This window comes from Lederbergia wuyishanensis (assembly GCF_022900255.1).
Classification (GTDB): Bacteria; Bacillota; Bacilli; order Bacillales; family Bacillaceae_C; genus Lederbergia; species Lederbergia wuyishanensis.
This window is the reverse complement of the sequence record NZ_JALIRM010000021.1, coordinates 1-13,965: the sequence shown is the minus strand read 5'-3', so window position 1 is coordinate 13,965 and position 13,965 is coordinate 1. Positions and strand designations below refer to the sequence as shown.

Below are 13,965 nucleotides of genomic sequence, written 5' to 3'. Positions count from 1 at the left end.
AACCTTTATCCTTTTCAATCGTAAGGAAAGATATCGGAGTCAAATCGCAAGAGAAAATTTGCGAACGACGAAAGGGGATTGGATACGATGGAGACAGTTTTGTCGGTCGAAGGGCTTGGAAAGTCTTTTAAACAAATTCAAATCATTCAAAATATAAATTTTGATGTAAGAAAAGGAGAAATCATGGCTATTCTTGGTCCAAATGGAGCAGGAAAATCGACGACCATCCGAAATATAATGGGGATTATGTATCCAGATGAAGGTTCTGTGAACTTTCATAACTATGCATCTGGAGAAATTCCTCGTAATAAAATTGGTTATTTGCCTGAAGAACGTGGGTTGTATAAAAACGTAAAAGTGTTGGATATGATTTTGTATTTAGCTGAACTGAAGGATTACCCGATTAAAAAAGCTAAGGCGAGAGCACTTGAGTACCTGGCAAAGTTAGGACTGGAAGGTAAAGAAAAAGTTTCTGTAGAAGAATTGTCAAAAGGAATGGGGCAAAAGGTTCAATTTATTGGATCGATTATTCACGAACCTGAATTATTGATTTTAGACGAGCCTTTTTCAGGATTAGACCCGGTGAGTCAGGAAGTTTTTAAAAATGAAATTAAGGATTTAGCGAGCAAAGGAACAGCGATTCTATTATCTTCACATCAAATGAATATGGTCGAAGAAGTATGTGATCGTTTATTTATGATCCATCGCGGTCAAAAAGTGATTTATGGAACATTGGCAGAAGTCAAAAATCAATATTCTAATTTTAAATGTACAATCCGCGGTAAAAATGACATTTCGTTATTAGAGAGACTTTCTCACGTGAACCGTGTTGAACAAAAAGGCGACGTATCTGTTGTTTATTTATCTCAGGATGTAGTCGTTCCTCTTTGGCTTAGGCAGTTACCTGAAAACTTAAATATACAGGAGCTTTCTATTGACCGGATTTCACTCCATGAAATTTTTATCGATGTTGCAACGGATCAACATATTGTAAACGAGAGGAGTGCAGTCAATGCGTAATAGCTTAAAAGTAGCAAAATGGGAGATTAAAAGAAATATGATGAACAAATCGTTCATTATTTCTCTATTATTGACTCCTGCTCTTTTCATGTTTTTCTTTTTTGTTCCCCAACTATTTAGTGGTGGGGATGACAATGCCGATACTGTTAAAGTTTTTGTCCTAGACGAATTAGGAGTTTGGGATGATGTGAAGGCAATTGTAGAGACCCAGGATTTAAATTGGGATTTGCTTTTAACAGAAGTAACGGAGCCAGAGATGCAGGAACAAGTAACCGATACTGAAAATACAGTTTATATCCCACTTACAGAAAAAACGTTGAACGAGGGATTAATCAATCTATATATGAGTGAAGATGTAAGTGAAAACTTTGTCTATGAGGCTTATACACTTGAAGCACCCTTACGCCAACTACAAATTGATAGACTTGGACTATCTGAGGAGCAAAAAAATGTAATTGCAAAAGGTATTTCGGTTCAGCAAGCAGACTTGGGTGAAGCAACATCCGACGGGGGAACTGCTGAGAATGAGGCCGTAGACGAGAATGATCCACTAAAAAGAGTGATACCTGGTGCCTTTGCGGGAATTATCTTGTTTTCAATAGTCATGACAGGAATGATGATTTTCACTTCTGCTTCTCAGGAAAAGAAAGAAAAAGTAGCAGAAATCATCTTGTCTTCTGTCACCCCAGGTGAATTAATGCAAGGGAAAATCATCGGCTACTTCGTATTAGGAATCACTCAAGTTGTTGTGTGGCTCGCGGTCGGCATGCCGCTAGTTGCCTGGAAATTAGAACTGCCACTGATGGAATACTTATTGGTTCCTGAGTTGTTGTTGCTATTATTGCTGGCCGTTTCAGGATATCTATTATTCTCTTCAATTTTCGTAGCGATTGGTGCAACGGTAGAAGACATGACAGCAACGAGCAACTTCCAAGGAATCGTCATGATGCTCCCGTTTTTACCTTTAATTTTTATCGGACCAATTATTTCAGATCCGAGCGGTATCATCGCCAAAATCGGCTCATTCTTTCCAATCACGTCACCAGCCGTCTGGATTATTCGTCTCTCTATGCTTGATGAATGGCCATGGATTGAAATTATTATCGCGTTAGCCATACTTTTTGTGACAATCTGGTTGATGATGAAAGCCGCAGGAAAAATATTCAAAATCGGAATTCTTATGTACGGGAAAAATGCTACGCCGAAAGAAATATGGAAGTGGTTGTGGGCGTAGTTTAAATATAGGTAAAAGCTCTCGGTGAATGTTGAATCCGAGAGCTTTTTTAATTTGCAAAAATATCCTCTTTTAGAATTATTACCGATATAGAAGAGATTACTATAAAAAAATCAATTATTATAGCGATTCATTTTTCAAAACAATGGCAAACTAATCAAACCTTTGACCAGATGTAAAATGGAACGTTTTTTTTCTTAATACGTCTAACATATAAAGGGAAAAAGGGGTGAGAAAATGAGATTTCGATTTTGGTTGTTTCCATTGGCCATTTTTCTCCTTTTCATTCTAACTGGATGCAAATCCAATGATACTTTGGCAAAAGCTAATTCTGGTGCCAATATAGTAAATAAGCCATCCAAGGAAGGTGCTTATGTAGTAAAAAAAGATGGAGAAATGGTCTTAGTAGTAGATGCCCAGCCCCAAGATTTTAGCAAATCGGGTGGGGTAAAAGAATTCTATAATGCAATTAGCTTCTCGAATGTAAAGGGAAAAATAGAAATCGGTCAGAGGGTAAGGATCGAAGTTGATGGCCCTATTATGGAATCATTTCCGGCTCAAGCAAAAGCTGGGAAAATTGAAATACTGCCTACGTATAAACCAGATAAAGCTGATTTAACTGAAGCTCAAGTAGTAAGGGAAGCCGTGAAAGTAGCGGAAAATAAGTCCAACTGGTTTCCTGCCATACGGCATATTGAATATAACGAAGCACAAGATATTTGGAAGGTTGGAATCAAACAAGGAGAAAGCGAGTATGAGTTGGATATTGAAGACAAGGTAGAACAATAGAAAATTTGGAGAAGCACATCTATGCTTTAAACGGATTTTTTTCGTATAAGAAACAAAAGCAAACATGCTTTGAATGATGAATATAGGATAGTTCCATTGATGAATCCTCAAACACCCTTGAATACCGCGCGTTAAAATTTCTTATATAAAGGAAAGAAACTTTCACTGGAGGAAATAGAAAAAGAAGGTTAAACGCACCCAATGCCAAATATATTATAATTTGGTTATCACTAGGAACATTGGGGGAAACAAACTTGGAACATTCAGTAGAAAAACAATTCACTTCTGAAATCATGAATAAAATCTTGAGTACCTATCATTTAGATACTAACTTTAAAAAGCTCGGTGATTTTGAGAATTATGCTTTTGAAGTTAATCATGAGGGAGAAGCGAAAATATTAAGAGTTACGCATAGTTCACATCGTACGCAAAAGGAATTAGAATCGGAGTTGGATTGGATTCAATATTTGCATGGTTGTGGAATCAATATTCCAGCGGTGTTTCTATCTCCAAATGGGAATACAGTGGAGGCATTTCAGGCAGAGGATTCCGTTTTCTATGCCTCTTTGTTTGAGAAAGCACGGGGAAATCCTGTGAAGCTAGTTGACTTTAATGAGAAACTTTTTCGTATTTGGGGAAAAGTGATTGGAAAAATGCACAATTTTACAAAAAGCTATCAACCAGGGGAGAACATCCAGCCACGTTATCAATGGGATGAAAATGATTTATTGCGTTTAGAATATTACTATCCTGAGTCTGACAAAGCAGCCTTGAAAGCAGCTCGGAATGTCGTGGCAGAAATCGAGAAATTGCCAAAAACGAAAGATTCTTATGGACTTATCCATACAGATATCCATGCTGGAAACTTTTTCTATGATGGGGATGCAATTCATATTTTCGATTTTGATGATGCAAGCTATCACTTTTTTGCGTCTGATATTGCCATTCCGCTTTATTATTCTCTCATTAGTAAGCATTTATATGGAACAAGGGAGGAGCGCAATGAATTTGCAAGAGAGTTCATGCAAGCTTTTCTGGAAGGGTATCGCGAGGAAAATGAGCTTTCACAAGAATGTATCGAAACGATTTCGTTGTTTTTAAAGCTAAGGGATGTTGATTTATATTCTGTTTTTAGTAAAAAAGTGCCGGCTGAGGAACGAACAGAACGAATGCAGCATTGGATTGCTGAAATCAAGGAACGTATTGAAAAAAACGAGGCGATTGTGGATCTTGATTTGATTAGTAACATTATATAGATTACCAAGTCACACGGCTGTCCAACAGGTTCTATTCATATTATTATCATTGTTAAGGCGTACACCTGGCTTAAGAAATTCATTTATTAAAAAAACTCTCCTTTTTCATGACAAAAAGAAGAGTTTTTTTGCTTTATGAATATTTGAATGGAAGGAATCTTTAAGCCTAGATTAGAAAGGATTTGGAATTACCACGTTTTATCGGGATGACAGGAATCGAACCTGCGACCCCTAGCACCCCATGCTAGTGCTCTACCAAGCTGAGCTACATCCCGATATTTCACTCTAATTATAGGACACGATCAGAATATAAACAATCGTCTTAATATTTTATCTACTCTTGCTCGATCTTTTTCTGGTACTCGGATAAAGTTTTCATTAAAATAGTCGGAATTTGTCCGTTTTCTAAAAAGGCAAGTCCAGTCTCCTCTTCATTTTCTTCCTTAATTGCAGATACTTCTTTTTGAAGCTGTTCCATTTTTCGATCCAGTTCAGCCGCGACTACGGCTGCATTTCGAAGTTCATTTGCAAGTCTTTCAGGAATTTCCTTATTGTATTTGTAATAAATTTTATGTTCTAAGCTCGCCCAGAAATCCATCGCGATTGTACGAATTTGAATTTCAACATATGTATTTTCAGTACGATCCGTCATGAAAATAGGAATTTCCACGATCATGTGAAGACTTTGATATCCATTTGGCTTTGGATTTTTTATATAATCCTTCACTTCTACGATTTTAATATCCCCTTGATTTTTCAACATATCGCTGAGCACATAAATATCGGAAATAAACGAACATGTAATACGAACACCCGCTATATCCCTAATATTCTCCCTAATTGAATCAAGAGAAAAGTCATATCCTTTGCGTAACACTTTTTTAAAAATACTTTCGGGCGACTTCACACGAGATTTAACATGTTCAATCGGGTTGTAATCGTGAATATAGTTGAATTCGTCTGATAAAATATTGATTTTTGTATTGATTTCATCGCAAGCGAATTTATAAGCCATCATAAAACGAGTTAGTTCCACTCGCATTTCTTTCAAACGATTTAAGTCAATAATATGATCATTTTCCACGAGATGCTCTTCCCTTCTTGCTGACTACTTTAAAAATATCGTACCATATTTAATTTGCATCTTGCATTTTTAAGCATAATATTATATTGTACATTACAACAGTAATGCACTATACCAGAGAGGGGGTAGCTGTGTGATATTAAACTCGGACAGTTCTAAACCAATTTATGTGCAAATATCGGAATGGTTAGAAAACGAAATTATTAGCGGAAATTTTAATACTGATGACAAAATGTACTCGCAATATCAGCTTGCAGAGTTGTTCAATATAAATCCAGCTACGGCTGCAAAGGGGTTGAATATTTTGGCGGAAGAGCAAATTCTTTATAAAAAACGTGGGCTTGGAATGTTTGTGTCTGAAGGTGCACGAGCACGAATACTTGATAAGCGAAAAAATGAAACGTTAAAAGAATTGGTTGAAACATTGGTTATAGAAGCAAAGCGTTTAAGTGTTTCTGAAGCGGATTTAATAAAGATGATTCAAGAAACGAGTAGAAGAAGGAGTGATGATAAGTGAATGTGATCCAATGCGCGAATTTAACGAAAAAGTATGGTCGGCATAATGTACTCGATCAAATGTCCTTCACGATTCAAGAAAATAAAATTACAGGCTTGATTGGTCGAAATGGGGCTGGGAAAACCACTTTACTAAACATTATTTCAGGGTTTATTCATGAAACTTCAGGTCAAATCGAGGTTTTTTCAGAAGCCCCATTCAATAACTTGTTTGTATCAGCAAATAGTATTCATATTGATGATCAAATGACTTTTCCTTCTTCTATGAATCTGGCGGAAATTTTAAATGAAGCAAGGCGCTTTTACGGAAATTTTAACGCTGAGCTTGCAGATGGACTTTTTAACTATTTTTCTCTTAATCCAAAACAGCTGCATAACAACCTTTCAAAAGGAATGAAAAGTACATTTAATATGATTTTTGGTTTGGCATCGAGGTGCGCTCTTACGATATTTGATGAACCGACGACTGGAATGGACGCGGCGGTTCGAAAAGACTTTTATAGGGCATTGCTAAAAGATTACATCGCCTTTCCACGTACAATTATTATTTCCAGCCATCATTTGAACGAAATTGAAGATCTTTTGGAGGATGTGCTTTTAATCAAAGACGGAAAAGCTCATCTTCATCTACCAATTTCCGATTTAAAAGAGTGGGCAGTTGGTCTTCAAGGGAAAAAATCGGCAGTAGCTGGTTGGACACGTGGAAGGGAGATTATATTCAAGCAAGAAAGTCAAAATCGTACATTTACGGTTGTACGCAATGACTTTACTGAAAGTGATATTCAAAGTTTAAAGCTTGACGGAATAGAACTTAAACCAGTGTCGTCAAGCGATGTATGCGTATATTTGACGAACTCAGATAAGGGGGGAATAGATGATGTCTTTAATCGAATTGAATCAATCTGATATTGTGAAAAAACAATATAAATTTAAATTAAGAGCCTTTTTTGGTAGTTTCAGTTCCCTTGCTTTTATGCAAGTGTTGGGGTTGTTATTTTCGTTAGGTGGTTCTGGGGGAATGGGATTTTCTAGTGAGCATTATTCCATTCATATTTCGTATTATTCTGCGGAAACAGTTCTTGTTTTTACGTTTCTATGGGCATTTCTTACAGCTATATTAATTACAGCTAGAGCCGCAAGATATGATGATTTTTCATTCGTATCAAATCGAGTAAGCAGTAATATTGCCAATGCCTTGTTTCTAATTTCAACTAGTGTTATTGGTGGAACTTCTGCCATTTTGTCAGGATATTTACTTAGAGTCATTACGTACTTCACCTCTGATGTCCAATACGGTGTTAATAGTGGGCTACTTGTTGCGCCAAAGGAATTCTTTCTTGGTATTTTTGCAACTATTTTGTATGTCCTTTTATTCAGCTCATTTGGTTATATATTCGGTATGCTTGTTCAAATAAATAAAATTTTTATTGTGTTACTTCCTTGTATAATCATTGGGGCCTTCATTTTCTTAGGAATTACAAACGAGGGTATGGTAAAAGTTGTATTTGATTTTATTTTTAGAGAGTCCGTTTTTTCATTGTTTCTCATAAAAGTGGTCGGTATTTCAGGACTGTTGTTTGCAGGTGCTACCGTATTGTCCAATAGAATGGAGGTTAGGAAATGATGAACTTATTAATATTTGGACCTTTGCTTGTTCTTATTATCCTCCTTGTTTGGTTTTTGATAAGTAGTCGACTAAAATACATCTTTAAACATAAACAGTTTGTAAAAATCTTTTTATTCACATATGCTGTTCTTTTGGTGCTATCTGTTTTTGTGTACGAAATGCTTCCTCATGAAATTGAGGAACTTCCGATGGCCAAAGTGGCTAGCTTAGAGACATTGGACACTGCTGTTTTTCATGGAAGAATCAATGAAATTGACCCTTCCCTCATTCGTGAAGAGTGGAAGTTTGATTATAGTGGTAAAGAGCTGCAAATTCGTCAGGTTGAAGGTTATTTCGATGGTACGATTATAGTAGATAGAAAACCTGAAAATGATGGATTAATAGAAGTGAAATATATAGCTGCTAGTAACCTAGATGGATTCGATATAACAGACGAGATGACACCATTAAATGCTGAGATTCAAAATAATAACTTAAATCTAAGTTTCAAATCTAGACAAAGAGAAATTAGTTTCACAACATATAAAAATGAATTTGTGATTAACCAGTTTACAGGAAGAAAAGACCAAGGTATTGGTTCATCGGGTTCATTTGGAGAAGCTAGGTACGTATTTTTAAAAATCCCAAAGGATCTAAAAATTGTAGAAGATGAGGATATTTGGGTCAACTATACAGATGAATTGCAATAGCACAGTTGGAAATGGAGCAGGGAAGGATCGTACTTATCTATAGGGGAGCAATCGATTTAAAAAGTATAAAAATAGCCATACCATTAATTACGTTAATCATTATATAAGTTGGTCTATCCATATAATTGGATTAGTATAAATAAATCTTACTCCTATAACCAAGACAATGTATCCGGAAAGGAATTCCTTGAAAAATAAAAACTCGCTTAGGAGTTTGCTAAGGAACAAGATACGGATAAAGTGTCACTTGCGGTCAAGGATTTCTATAACACGATTGATGATTCTTTTATTGTAGAACTAGGAAAACAATCGATCTCTAAAAACAGGAATTAGCTTCACTTAAAAAAGCGCTAAAGCAAAACAGAAAATCTTTTACAAAATTATTAGCAGACGGTAATGTTGAATTGACAGCAGAATCTAGGCAGATCTATTAAAGGTAATTGAACAAATCGAAAACACTGAAAATTGGATCGAAGACATACAGCATCAATTTTTAGATAGGAAGACTTTGAGAAGGTCGATTCGCAACACGCTGGTTACCTTAGTATTCGCAATCGAGTTAACGGACGATTTTTACCATGGCTACGTAGAGTCAAAATAATATACTAGGATGTGGATGTTATGCAAAATCTAGTTGTCATTATTACAGGGGCTGCAAATGGAATCGGAAAAGGAATTGCAAAAGCTTATGCCGAACAAGGGGCAAAAGTGGTATTGGCGGATATTGATGTAACAAGTGGAGAAGCTGTGGCTGAAAAATTAGGCTCAGGTGCCTTGTTTCAACGAACCGATGTGCGCAACGCTGATGAAATTATTCAACTAATGGAAAAAGCGGTAGAACACTTCGGTAAAATTGATATTTTAATCAACAATACTGGAAAAGGCATTAATCGTTCTCCTTATGATTTGTCAATTGAAGAATGGGACAACGTGATTAATACAAATTTACGAAGCGTATTTTTATGTTCACGTGAAGCTGCAAAATATATGAGGAAAAATGAAAAGGGCGGGGCAATTGTTAATATTGCCTCTACTCGAGCGCTGATGTCCGAACCTAATTCTGAGGCTTACGCTGCTTCAAAAGGCGGTATTGTTGCAGTGACTCATGCTCTTGCTGCATCATTTGCGGAGGATCGGATTACCGTAAATGCCATTTCGCCAGGATGGATCGAGACGGGGGATTATGCAGCTTTACGAGATGTAGATCATACTCAACACTTTTCTGGGCGAGTCGGAAAGCCGGAAGATATCGCTAGAGCATGTCTGTATTTAACGAATCCTTTGAATGATTTTGTAACAGGAATCAACTTAGTTGTGGATGGTGGAATGACTAAAAAGATGATGTATGAGGAATAAAATTGATTAGAATCCTGTGTTTAAAAAATAAATTCTTGGTAATCATGCTAAGGATTTAAAACACAGGAGGTTTTTATTTTGAAAAAAGCAATTATGCTTGCGGCAACCTTGGTTTTTACTATTTTTTTAACGGCATGTGCTTCTGATAATGAAGTAAATCCTAAGTATCAGGAAGAGGCCATCCCAGTTATTAGTCATACCCCGATATACGTTAATATGATTAACACGGAAGGCGTAAAAGTAGGAAACGCCACAGTGACCGAAACAACGGAAGGGGTTAAAATTCTTCTCGAAGCGGAGGGGCTTGATCCTGGTACTAAGGCAATCCACCTTCACCAAACGGGAAAATGTGAAGCTCCGGATTTTAAATCTGCAGGTGGCCATTACAATCCTGGTCAAAGAGAACATGGATTTGATAATCCGAGGGGGTTTCATGCTGGCGACTTACCAAACATAGAGGTAACGGAAAAAGGTACGGTTAATGTGGAAATTACTGCTCCAAATGTAACCCTTAAACAAGGTGAGAAAAATACGTTGCTTGATGAGGATGGAAGTGCTCTTGTAATCCACGTTCAAAAGGATGATTATAAGACGAATCCAGCCGGCAATGCTGGTGATCGAATAGTATGTGGAGTTATTAAGAAATAATAATTGACTTGCCAATCAATAATGAGGGCAGTCGAACATTGTAAAAGGGGCTTGTCCAAAATTTAATTGGCAAGCCCCTTTTTCATTTTATCGATCTCCCCCAAGAATGTTAAACAATCCGCCGATTCCACCTTCATCTTTTGAACCTCCGCCTGCAGGCATTGCTGCAAAGACACGACTTGCAAGTCGAGAAAATGGAAGAGATTGTATCCAAACTGTTCCAGGACCGCGAAGTGTTGCGAAAAATAATCCCTCTCCGCCGAATAGGGCTGTTTTTACTCCTTTTACCATTTCGATATTGTAATCCACATCGCCCGTCATCGCCACAAGACAGCCAGTATCCACTCTTAGGATTTCTCCAGGACTTAATTCTTTTTTATGAATCGTTCCGCCTGCATGTACAAATGTCATACCATCGCCTTCAAGCTTCTGCATGATGAAACCTTCTCCACCGAAAAAGCCAGCACCTAGTTTGCGTTGAAAGGCAATTCCAACAGAAACTCCTTTTGCTGCCGCAAGAAAAGAGTCTTTTTGGCAAATGATTTTTCCGCCATATTCACTTAAGTCCATCGGAATGATTTTGCCAGGATAAGGTGAAGCAAACGATACATGTTTTTTACCTGTGCTATCGTTAGTAAACATCGTCATAAAGAGACTCTCACCTGTTAAAAGTCTTTTCCCAGCACCCATTAATTTGCCCATGAATCCATTTCCTTCGCTCGACCCGTCTCCAAAAACAGTTTCCATTCTAATGCCATCTTCCATCATCATTAAACTGCCTGCTTCTGCTACGACTGTTTCGTCAGGATCAAGTTCCACTTGTACAAACTGCATATCATCGCCAAAAATTTCGTAATCAATCTCATGATTTTTCATTTTGTCCACCGTCCTTTAGGTAAGAGTACGGATTATTGGATAAAAAGTTTCAAAGAATTAATTATTTTAATCGGAAAGTGGTGATAAGTTAATTATTTTAATTAAAACATTAATATTTTTAATAAATATTATTTACATTTTTAAATATGTGTATTATTATGTTAATAACTTTAAGAGAGGAGAAGAATATGGCTTATCCTGTTATCACAAATTGCCCTGTTTGCAGCGAAGCATTGAAGATTACAAAACTGCAATGTACTCATTGCCATACAACGATTGAAAATGAATTCGAATTATCTAAGTTGGCGACTCTTAGTCAAGAACAGCTATTTTTTATAGAAATATTCCTCAAAACCCGTGGAAATATTAAAGAAGTTGAAAAAGAATTGGGAATCTCCTACCCGACTGTTCGCGGGAAGTTGAACGAAATCGTTTCTGCACTTGGGTACGCCGAAAAGAAAAGTGAAGTAGATGAAAAGAAAGTAATTACGATGCTTGAAAGAGGGGAAATCTCTCCTGATGAAGCATTAAAAATAATAAAGGGAAATTAAGGGAGGAAATAGATGATGAAAGAAGAAATTACAAAAGTACTTACGATGGTCCAAGAGGGAAAGCTTGACTCAGATGAAGCTAGTGAATTAATCCAAGCGTTAAAGGAAAAAGATTCTACTCCAGCTACAATTAAAGGATCGAACTACCTAGATAAAATGTTAAAAATTCGCGTTATGTCTGAGGAAGGCGATAAAGTAAACGTAAACTTGCCATTACGATTAATCAAAGTAGCATTAAAAACGGGTCTTAGCATTGCTTCTGCTATACCGGAATCTGCGAAATACGTAAAAGATATTGACGTTCTAGACGTAGACTTGATATTAGAAGCCATTGAAAACGAATTGTCAGGTCAAATTGTTGATGTAGAGAGTAAAAAGGGCGAAAAAGTATCCGTAGTTATTGAGTGATTGCCATGCTAAAAGTTAAAGTGAAACTTAAAGACAAGAAAGAATTCACGGTTCCTTTACCTTATGCCCTTTTACAAGCTGGCGGATGGGTTGTATCTTCCCCTATGTTGTGGAAATTTGTAAATAATTCGGTTATCCAAAAAAATGTAGAAGAACATGCAAAATCGTTTATTCCTACGTCAATTGATCGCAAAGAGGTTAGGAAATTATTGAGAGAAATCAAACGTTATCGCGGGTTAACAATCGTGGAAGTGAAAGATAAGGATGGGACTGAAGTAGTTGTAAGGTTATAACTGCGGATGAAACAAAGGATATTATTTACGGGGGCATTCCACGGAGTCGGGATGCCTATTTGATTTTTAAAAGAGGGAAGTAAGAAGTTTTGTAGAAGAAATATCTTATACTATTATTTTTGAGGTGATGAATTGGTTAAGAAAGCAAGAACCGTTCCGGTTATAATTTTTATGCTAGAGGCATTGTTGAAGAGGATTCCGCTAAATCATTCTAAAAGAGGTGATATCGAAGAAGAATTATCCAGAAGATGGGCTGGATTTCGCGGAGAGCAAAGCCTGGATTACTATGTTGAGAGTATTTTTAATAGTGATGAGTATGCTGTTTTTCACGATATGCGCCTTCCAATATCGGAAGATTCCTATTTTCAAATTGATACCTTAATCGTTTCCCCAAGTTTTTTCGCTATATTAGAAGGGAAAAACATCTTAGGAGAACTGTTTTTTGATCCAAATCAGTTAGAAAGAAACTTAGATAACAAGCTAGACATATTCCCCAATCCAATTCTCCAAGCAGAAAATCAACAATATTTTTTAACTGCCTTGCTAGAAAAACACTCAATACCCCGAGTGCCGAATACCTCCTTTGTTGTGATAACCAATCAACACTCCATCATTAAACCAAATCCCAATTATCCATCTGTTGCCCAAAAAGTCATTCGTCCAGCTGCTATTCGAACAAAATTGGAAGTGGTCAGCCGTAAATCTCGGAATCCGATATTAGATAAAAAAGACATGCAGAAAATAACCCGTTTGCTGCTAAAGTTGCATACACCAGCATGGCCGAATTTAATGGAGAGATATCAAATACAGGAGGAAGAGCTTTTAAGGGGAATTTTTTGTGAAGAATGCAACCACTATCTATTAAAAGAATCAGAAGAAATTGGACCTGCACTATATGCGGTAAAACAGATAAAAAGGCATTATACAAAACTTTAATAGATTATACTATACTTCTAGATTCTAAAATTACTAATCGAAAGTTTAGAGAATTCACGGGAGTATCATCAGTTCATGTGGCTTCAAAAATACTAAAGTCGCTCAATCTCCCATATAAAGGCGAGCTTAGGCATAGGGAATATGAATTGAGCGTAGAACAACTTCGCAAAATCCTAAATATGTGATTAATGAAAATTCAAGACTAAGAGAAAAAAAGATAAACCAAGTATGATAGCTAATAGATAGAGCATAACGGCTAATAGAAACAAATGATGGCTAATAGAGCGAGCATAACGGCTAATAGAAACAAATGATGGCTAATAGAGCGAGCATAACGGCTAATAGAAACAAATGATGGCTAATAGAGCGAGCATAACGGCTAATAGAAACGAATGATGGCTAATAGAGCAAACACAACGGCTAATAGAATCAAAAAATGATTAAATAAACATGAGAATGTTAGAGAAATTGATAAAACCGGGATGAATATATCTGAAATTATAGCAATTAGGGAAATTGCCATACAGTATAACTAGTTCATACAGAAAAAGAAAAAACCGCCTCTGATGTGACCCCTAAAAGTTAGAGTTTCATATTACGCAGCTAGTTGGCTGGTGTGAAGACGGTATTGAACCGGACTCATGCCAGCCAGTTTTTGCTTAATCCGGTTATTGTTGTAATA

General features: G+C 36.6%; 17 protein-coding genes and 1 tRNA gene. 14 read left to right on the top strand and 4 right to left on the bottom strand.

Annotated elements, in window-relative coordinates:
- Positions 1-87: 87 nt before the first annotated feature.
- The 4 genes from MT489_RS21680 to MT489_RS21665 all read left to right on the top strand — a co-directional run bounded on the left by MT489_RS21680 (position 88) and on the right by MT489_RS21665 (position 4,299).
- A complete protein-coding gene (locus MT489_RS21680; RefSeq protein ID WP_244683643.1) occupies positions 88-1,020 on the top strand; it encodes an ABC transporter ATP-binding protein in 933 nt (310 codons plus the stop codon).
- Complete coding sequence (locus tag MT489_RS21675) at positions 1,013-2,254, top strand: ABC transporter permease (protein WP_244683642.1); 1,242 nt, start codon at positions 1,013-1,015, stop codon at positions 2,252-2,254. Before MT489_RS21680 ends, MT489_RS21675 begins: the two co-directional genes overlap by 8 nt.
- 237 nt (positions 2,255-2,491) lie before the next feature.
- Positions 2,492-3,043 (top strand): DUF3221 domain-containing protein, encoded by a 552-nt coding sequence (locus tag MT489_RS21670; protein ID WP_244683641.1) that lies wholly within the window; start codon positions 2,492-2,494, stop codon positions 3,041-3,043.
- Positions 3,044-3,297: 254 nt separating this feature from the next.
- Positions 3,298-4,299, top strand: a complete 1,002-nt coding sequence (locus tag MT489_RS21665; RefSeq protein WP_244683640.1) for a phosphotransferase enzyme family protein — start codon at positions 3,298-3,300, stop codon at positions 4,297-4,299.
- Positions 4,300-4,500: 201 nt separating this feature from the next.
- Here the strand turns inward: MT489_RS21665 and MT489_RS21660 are convergent.
- Positions 4,501-4,574: transfer RNA gene (locus MT489_RS21660), tRNA-Pro, on the bottom strand.
- Between the two features lie 59 nt (positions 4,575-4,633).
- The gene (locus tag MT489_RS21655; RefSeq protein WP_244683668.1) at positions 4,634-5,341 is read right to left on the bottom strand and encodes a GTP pyrophosphokinase; all 708 of its coding nucleotides are present in this window, start codon (positions 5,339-5,341) and stop codon (positions 4,634-4,636) included.
- Positions 5,342-5,516: 175 nt separating this feature from the next.
- On the opposite strand from MT489_RS21655, the gene MT489_RS21650 reads away from it, so the two are divergent.
- From MT489_RS21650 to MT489_RS21625, 6 genes are all read left to right on the top strand, one after another.
- The gene (locus MT489_RS21650; protein WP_244683639.1) at positions 5,517-5,900 is read left to right on the top strand and encodes a GntR family transcriptional regulator; all 384 of its coding nucleotides are present in this window, start codon (positions 5,517-5,519) and stop codon (positions 5,898-5,900) included.
- Positions 5,897-6,805 carry an ATP-binding cassette domain-containing protein gene (locus MT489_RS21645; protein ID WP_244683638.1) on the top strand — a complete coding sequence of 303 codons (909 nt, stop codon included), beginning with the start codon at positions 5,897-5,899 and terminating at the stop codon, positions 6,803-6,805. The genes MT489_RS21650 and MT489_RS21645 overlap by 4 nt, the downstream gene beginning before the upstream one ends.
- Positions 6,774-7,523, top strand: a complete 750-nt coding sequence (locus MT489_RS21640; protein WP_244683637.1) for a hypothetical protein — start codon at positions 6,774-6,776, stop codon at positions 7,521-7,523. The genes MT489_RS21645 and MT489_RS21640 overlap by 32 nt, the downstream gene beginning before the upstream one ends.
- Positions 7,520-8,215, top strand: a complete 696-nt coding sequence (locus MT489_RS21635; protein WP_244683636.1) for a hypothetical protein — start codon at positions 7,520-7,522, stop codon at positions 8,213-8,215. Before MT489_RS21640 ends, MT489_RS21635 begins: the two co-directional genes overlap by 4 nt.
- A 621-nt stretch (positions 8,216-8,836) precedes the next feature.
- A complete protein-coding gene (locus tag MT489_RS21630; protein WP_244683635.1) occupies positions 8,837-9,571 on the top strand; it encodes an SDR family NAD(P)-dependent oxidoreductase in 735 nt (244 codons plus the stop codon).
- A gap of 75 nt (positions 9,572-9,646) precedes the next feature.
- On the top strand, positions 9,647-10,219 hold the full coding sequence (locus MT489_RS21625; protein WP_370876438.1) for a superoxide dismutase family protein: 573 nt from the start codon (positions 9,647-9,649) through the stop codon (positions 10,217-10,219).
- An 87-nt stretch (positions 10,220-10,306) separates the two neighbouring features.
- Here MT489_RS21625 and MT489_RS21620 read toward each other — a convergent pair whose 3' ends face one another.
- Positions 10,307-11,095, bottom strand: a complete 789-nt coding sequence (locus tag MT489_RS21620; protein WP_244683633.1) for a TIGR00266 family protein — start codon at positions 11,093-11,095, stop codon at positions 10,307-10,309.
- A gap of 188 nt (positions 11,096-11,283) precedes the next feature.
- Between MT489_RS21620 and MT489_RS21615 the strand changes: the two genes are divergently transcribed.
- From MT489_RS21615 to MT489_RS21600, 4 genes are all read left to right on the top strand, one after another.
- The gene (locus MT489_RS21615; RefSeq protein WP_244683632.1) at positions 11,284-11,646 is read left to right on the top strand and encodes a DUF2089 domain-containing protein; all 363 of its coding nucleotides are present in this window, start codon (positions 11,284-11,286) and stop codon (positions 11,644-11,646) included.
- A gap of 15 nt (positions 11,647-11,661) precedes the next feature.
- Positions 11,662-12,054 carry an SHOCT-like domain-containing protein gene (locus tag MT489_RS21610; RefSeq protein WP_244683667.1) on the top strand — a complete coding sequence of 131 codons (393 nt, stop codon included), beginning with the start codon at positions 11,662-11,664 and terminating at the stop codon, positions 12,052-12,054.
- Positions 12,055-12,059: 5 nt separating this feature from the next.
- The gene (locus MT489_RS21605) at positions 12,060-12,347 is read left to right on the top strand and encodes a hypothetical protein (RefSeq protein ID WP_244683631.1); all 288 of its coding nucleotides are present in this window, start codon (positions 12,060-12,062) and stop codon (positions 12,345-12,347) included.
- 132 nt (positions 12,348-12,479) lie between these two features.
- The gene (locus MT489_RS21600; RefSeq protein WP_244683630.1) at positions 12,480-13,283 is read left to right on the top strand and encodes a nuclease-related domain-containing protein; all 804 of its coding nucleotides are present in this window, start codon (positions 12,480-12,482) and stop codon (positions 13,281-13,283) included.
- A gap of 595 nt (positions 13,284-13,878) precedes the next feature.
- On the opposite strand, the gene MT489_RS22510 is transcribed toward MT489_RS21600, so the two are convergent.
- Positions 13,879-13,965 (bottom strand): IS3 family transposase (locus tag MT489_RS22510; protein ID WP_425311309.1); only part of this gene is annotated, 87 nt, incomplete at its 5' end.

Excerpts from the sequence above, each read along its gene's own strand:
- MT489_RS21640 (WP_244683637.1), top strand. The coding sequence starts at position 6,774 with ATGATGTCTTTAATCGAATTGAATCAATCTGATATTGTGAAAAAACAA.
- MT489_RS21675 (WP_244683642.1), top strand. The coding sequence starts at position 1,013 with ATGCGTAATAGCTTAAAAGTAGCAAAATGGGAGATTAAAAGAAATATG.
- MT489_RS21620 (WP_244683633.1), bottom strand. The coding sequence starts at position 11,095 with ATGAAAAATCATGAGATTGATTACGAAATTTTTGGCGATGATATGCAG.
- MT489_RS21635 (WP_244683636.1), top strand. The coding sequence starts at position 7,520 with ATGATGAACTTATTAATATTTGGACCTTTGCTTGTTCTTATTATCCTC.
- MT489_RS21670 (WP_244683641.1), top strand. The coding sequence starts at position 2,492 with ATGAGATTTCGATTTTGGTTGTTTCCATTGGCCATTTTTCTCCTTTTC.
- MT489_RS21610 (WP_244683667.1), top strand. The coding sequence starts at position 11,662 with ATGAAAGAAGAAATTACAAAAGTACTTACGATGGTCCAAGAGGGAAAG.
- MT489_RS21605 (WP_244683631.1), top strand. The coding sequence starts at position 12,060 with ATGCTAAAAGTTAAAGTGAAACTTAAAGACAAGAAAGAATTCACGGTT.
- MT489_RS21655 (WP_244683668.1), bottom strand. The coding sequence starts at position 5,341 with ATGCGAGTGGAACTAACTCGTTTTATGATGGCTTATAAATTCGCTTGC.
- MT489_RS21630 (WP_244683635.1), top strand. The coding sequence starts at position 8,837 with ATGCAAAATCTAGTTGTCATTATTACAGGGGCTGCAAATGGAATCGGA.
- MT489_RS21680 (WP_244683643.1), top strand. The coding sequence starts at position 88 with ATGGAGACAGTTTTGTCGGTCGAAGGGCTTGGAAAGTCTTTTAAACAA.
- MT489_RS21615 (WP_244683632.1), top strand. The coding sequence starts at position 11,284 with ATGGCTTATCCTGTTATCACAAATTGCCCTGTTTGCAGCGAAGCATTG.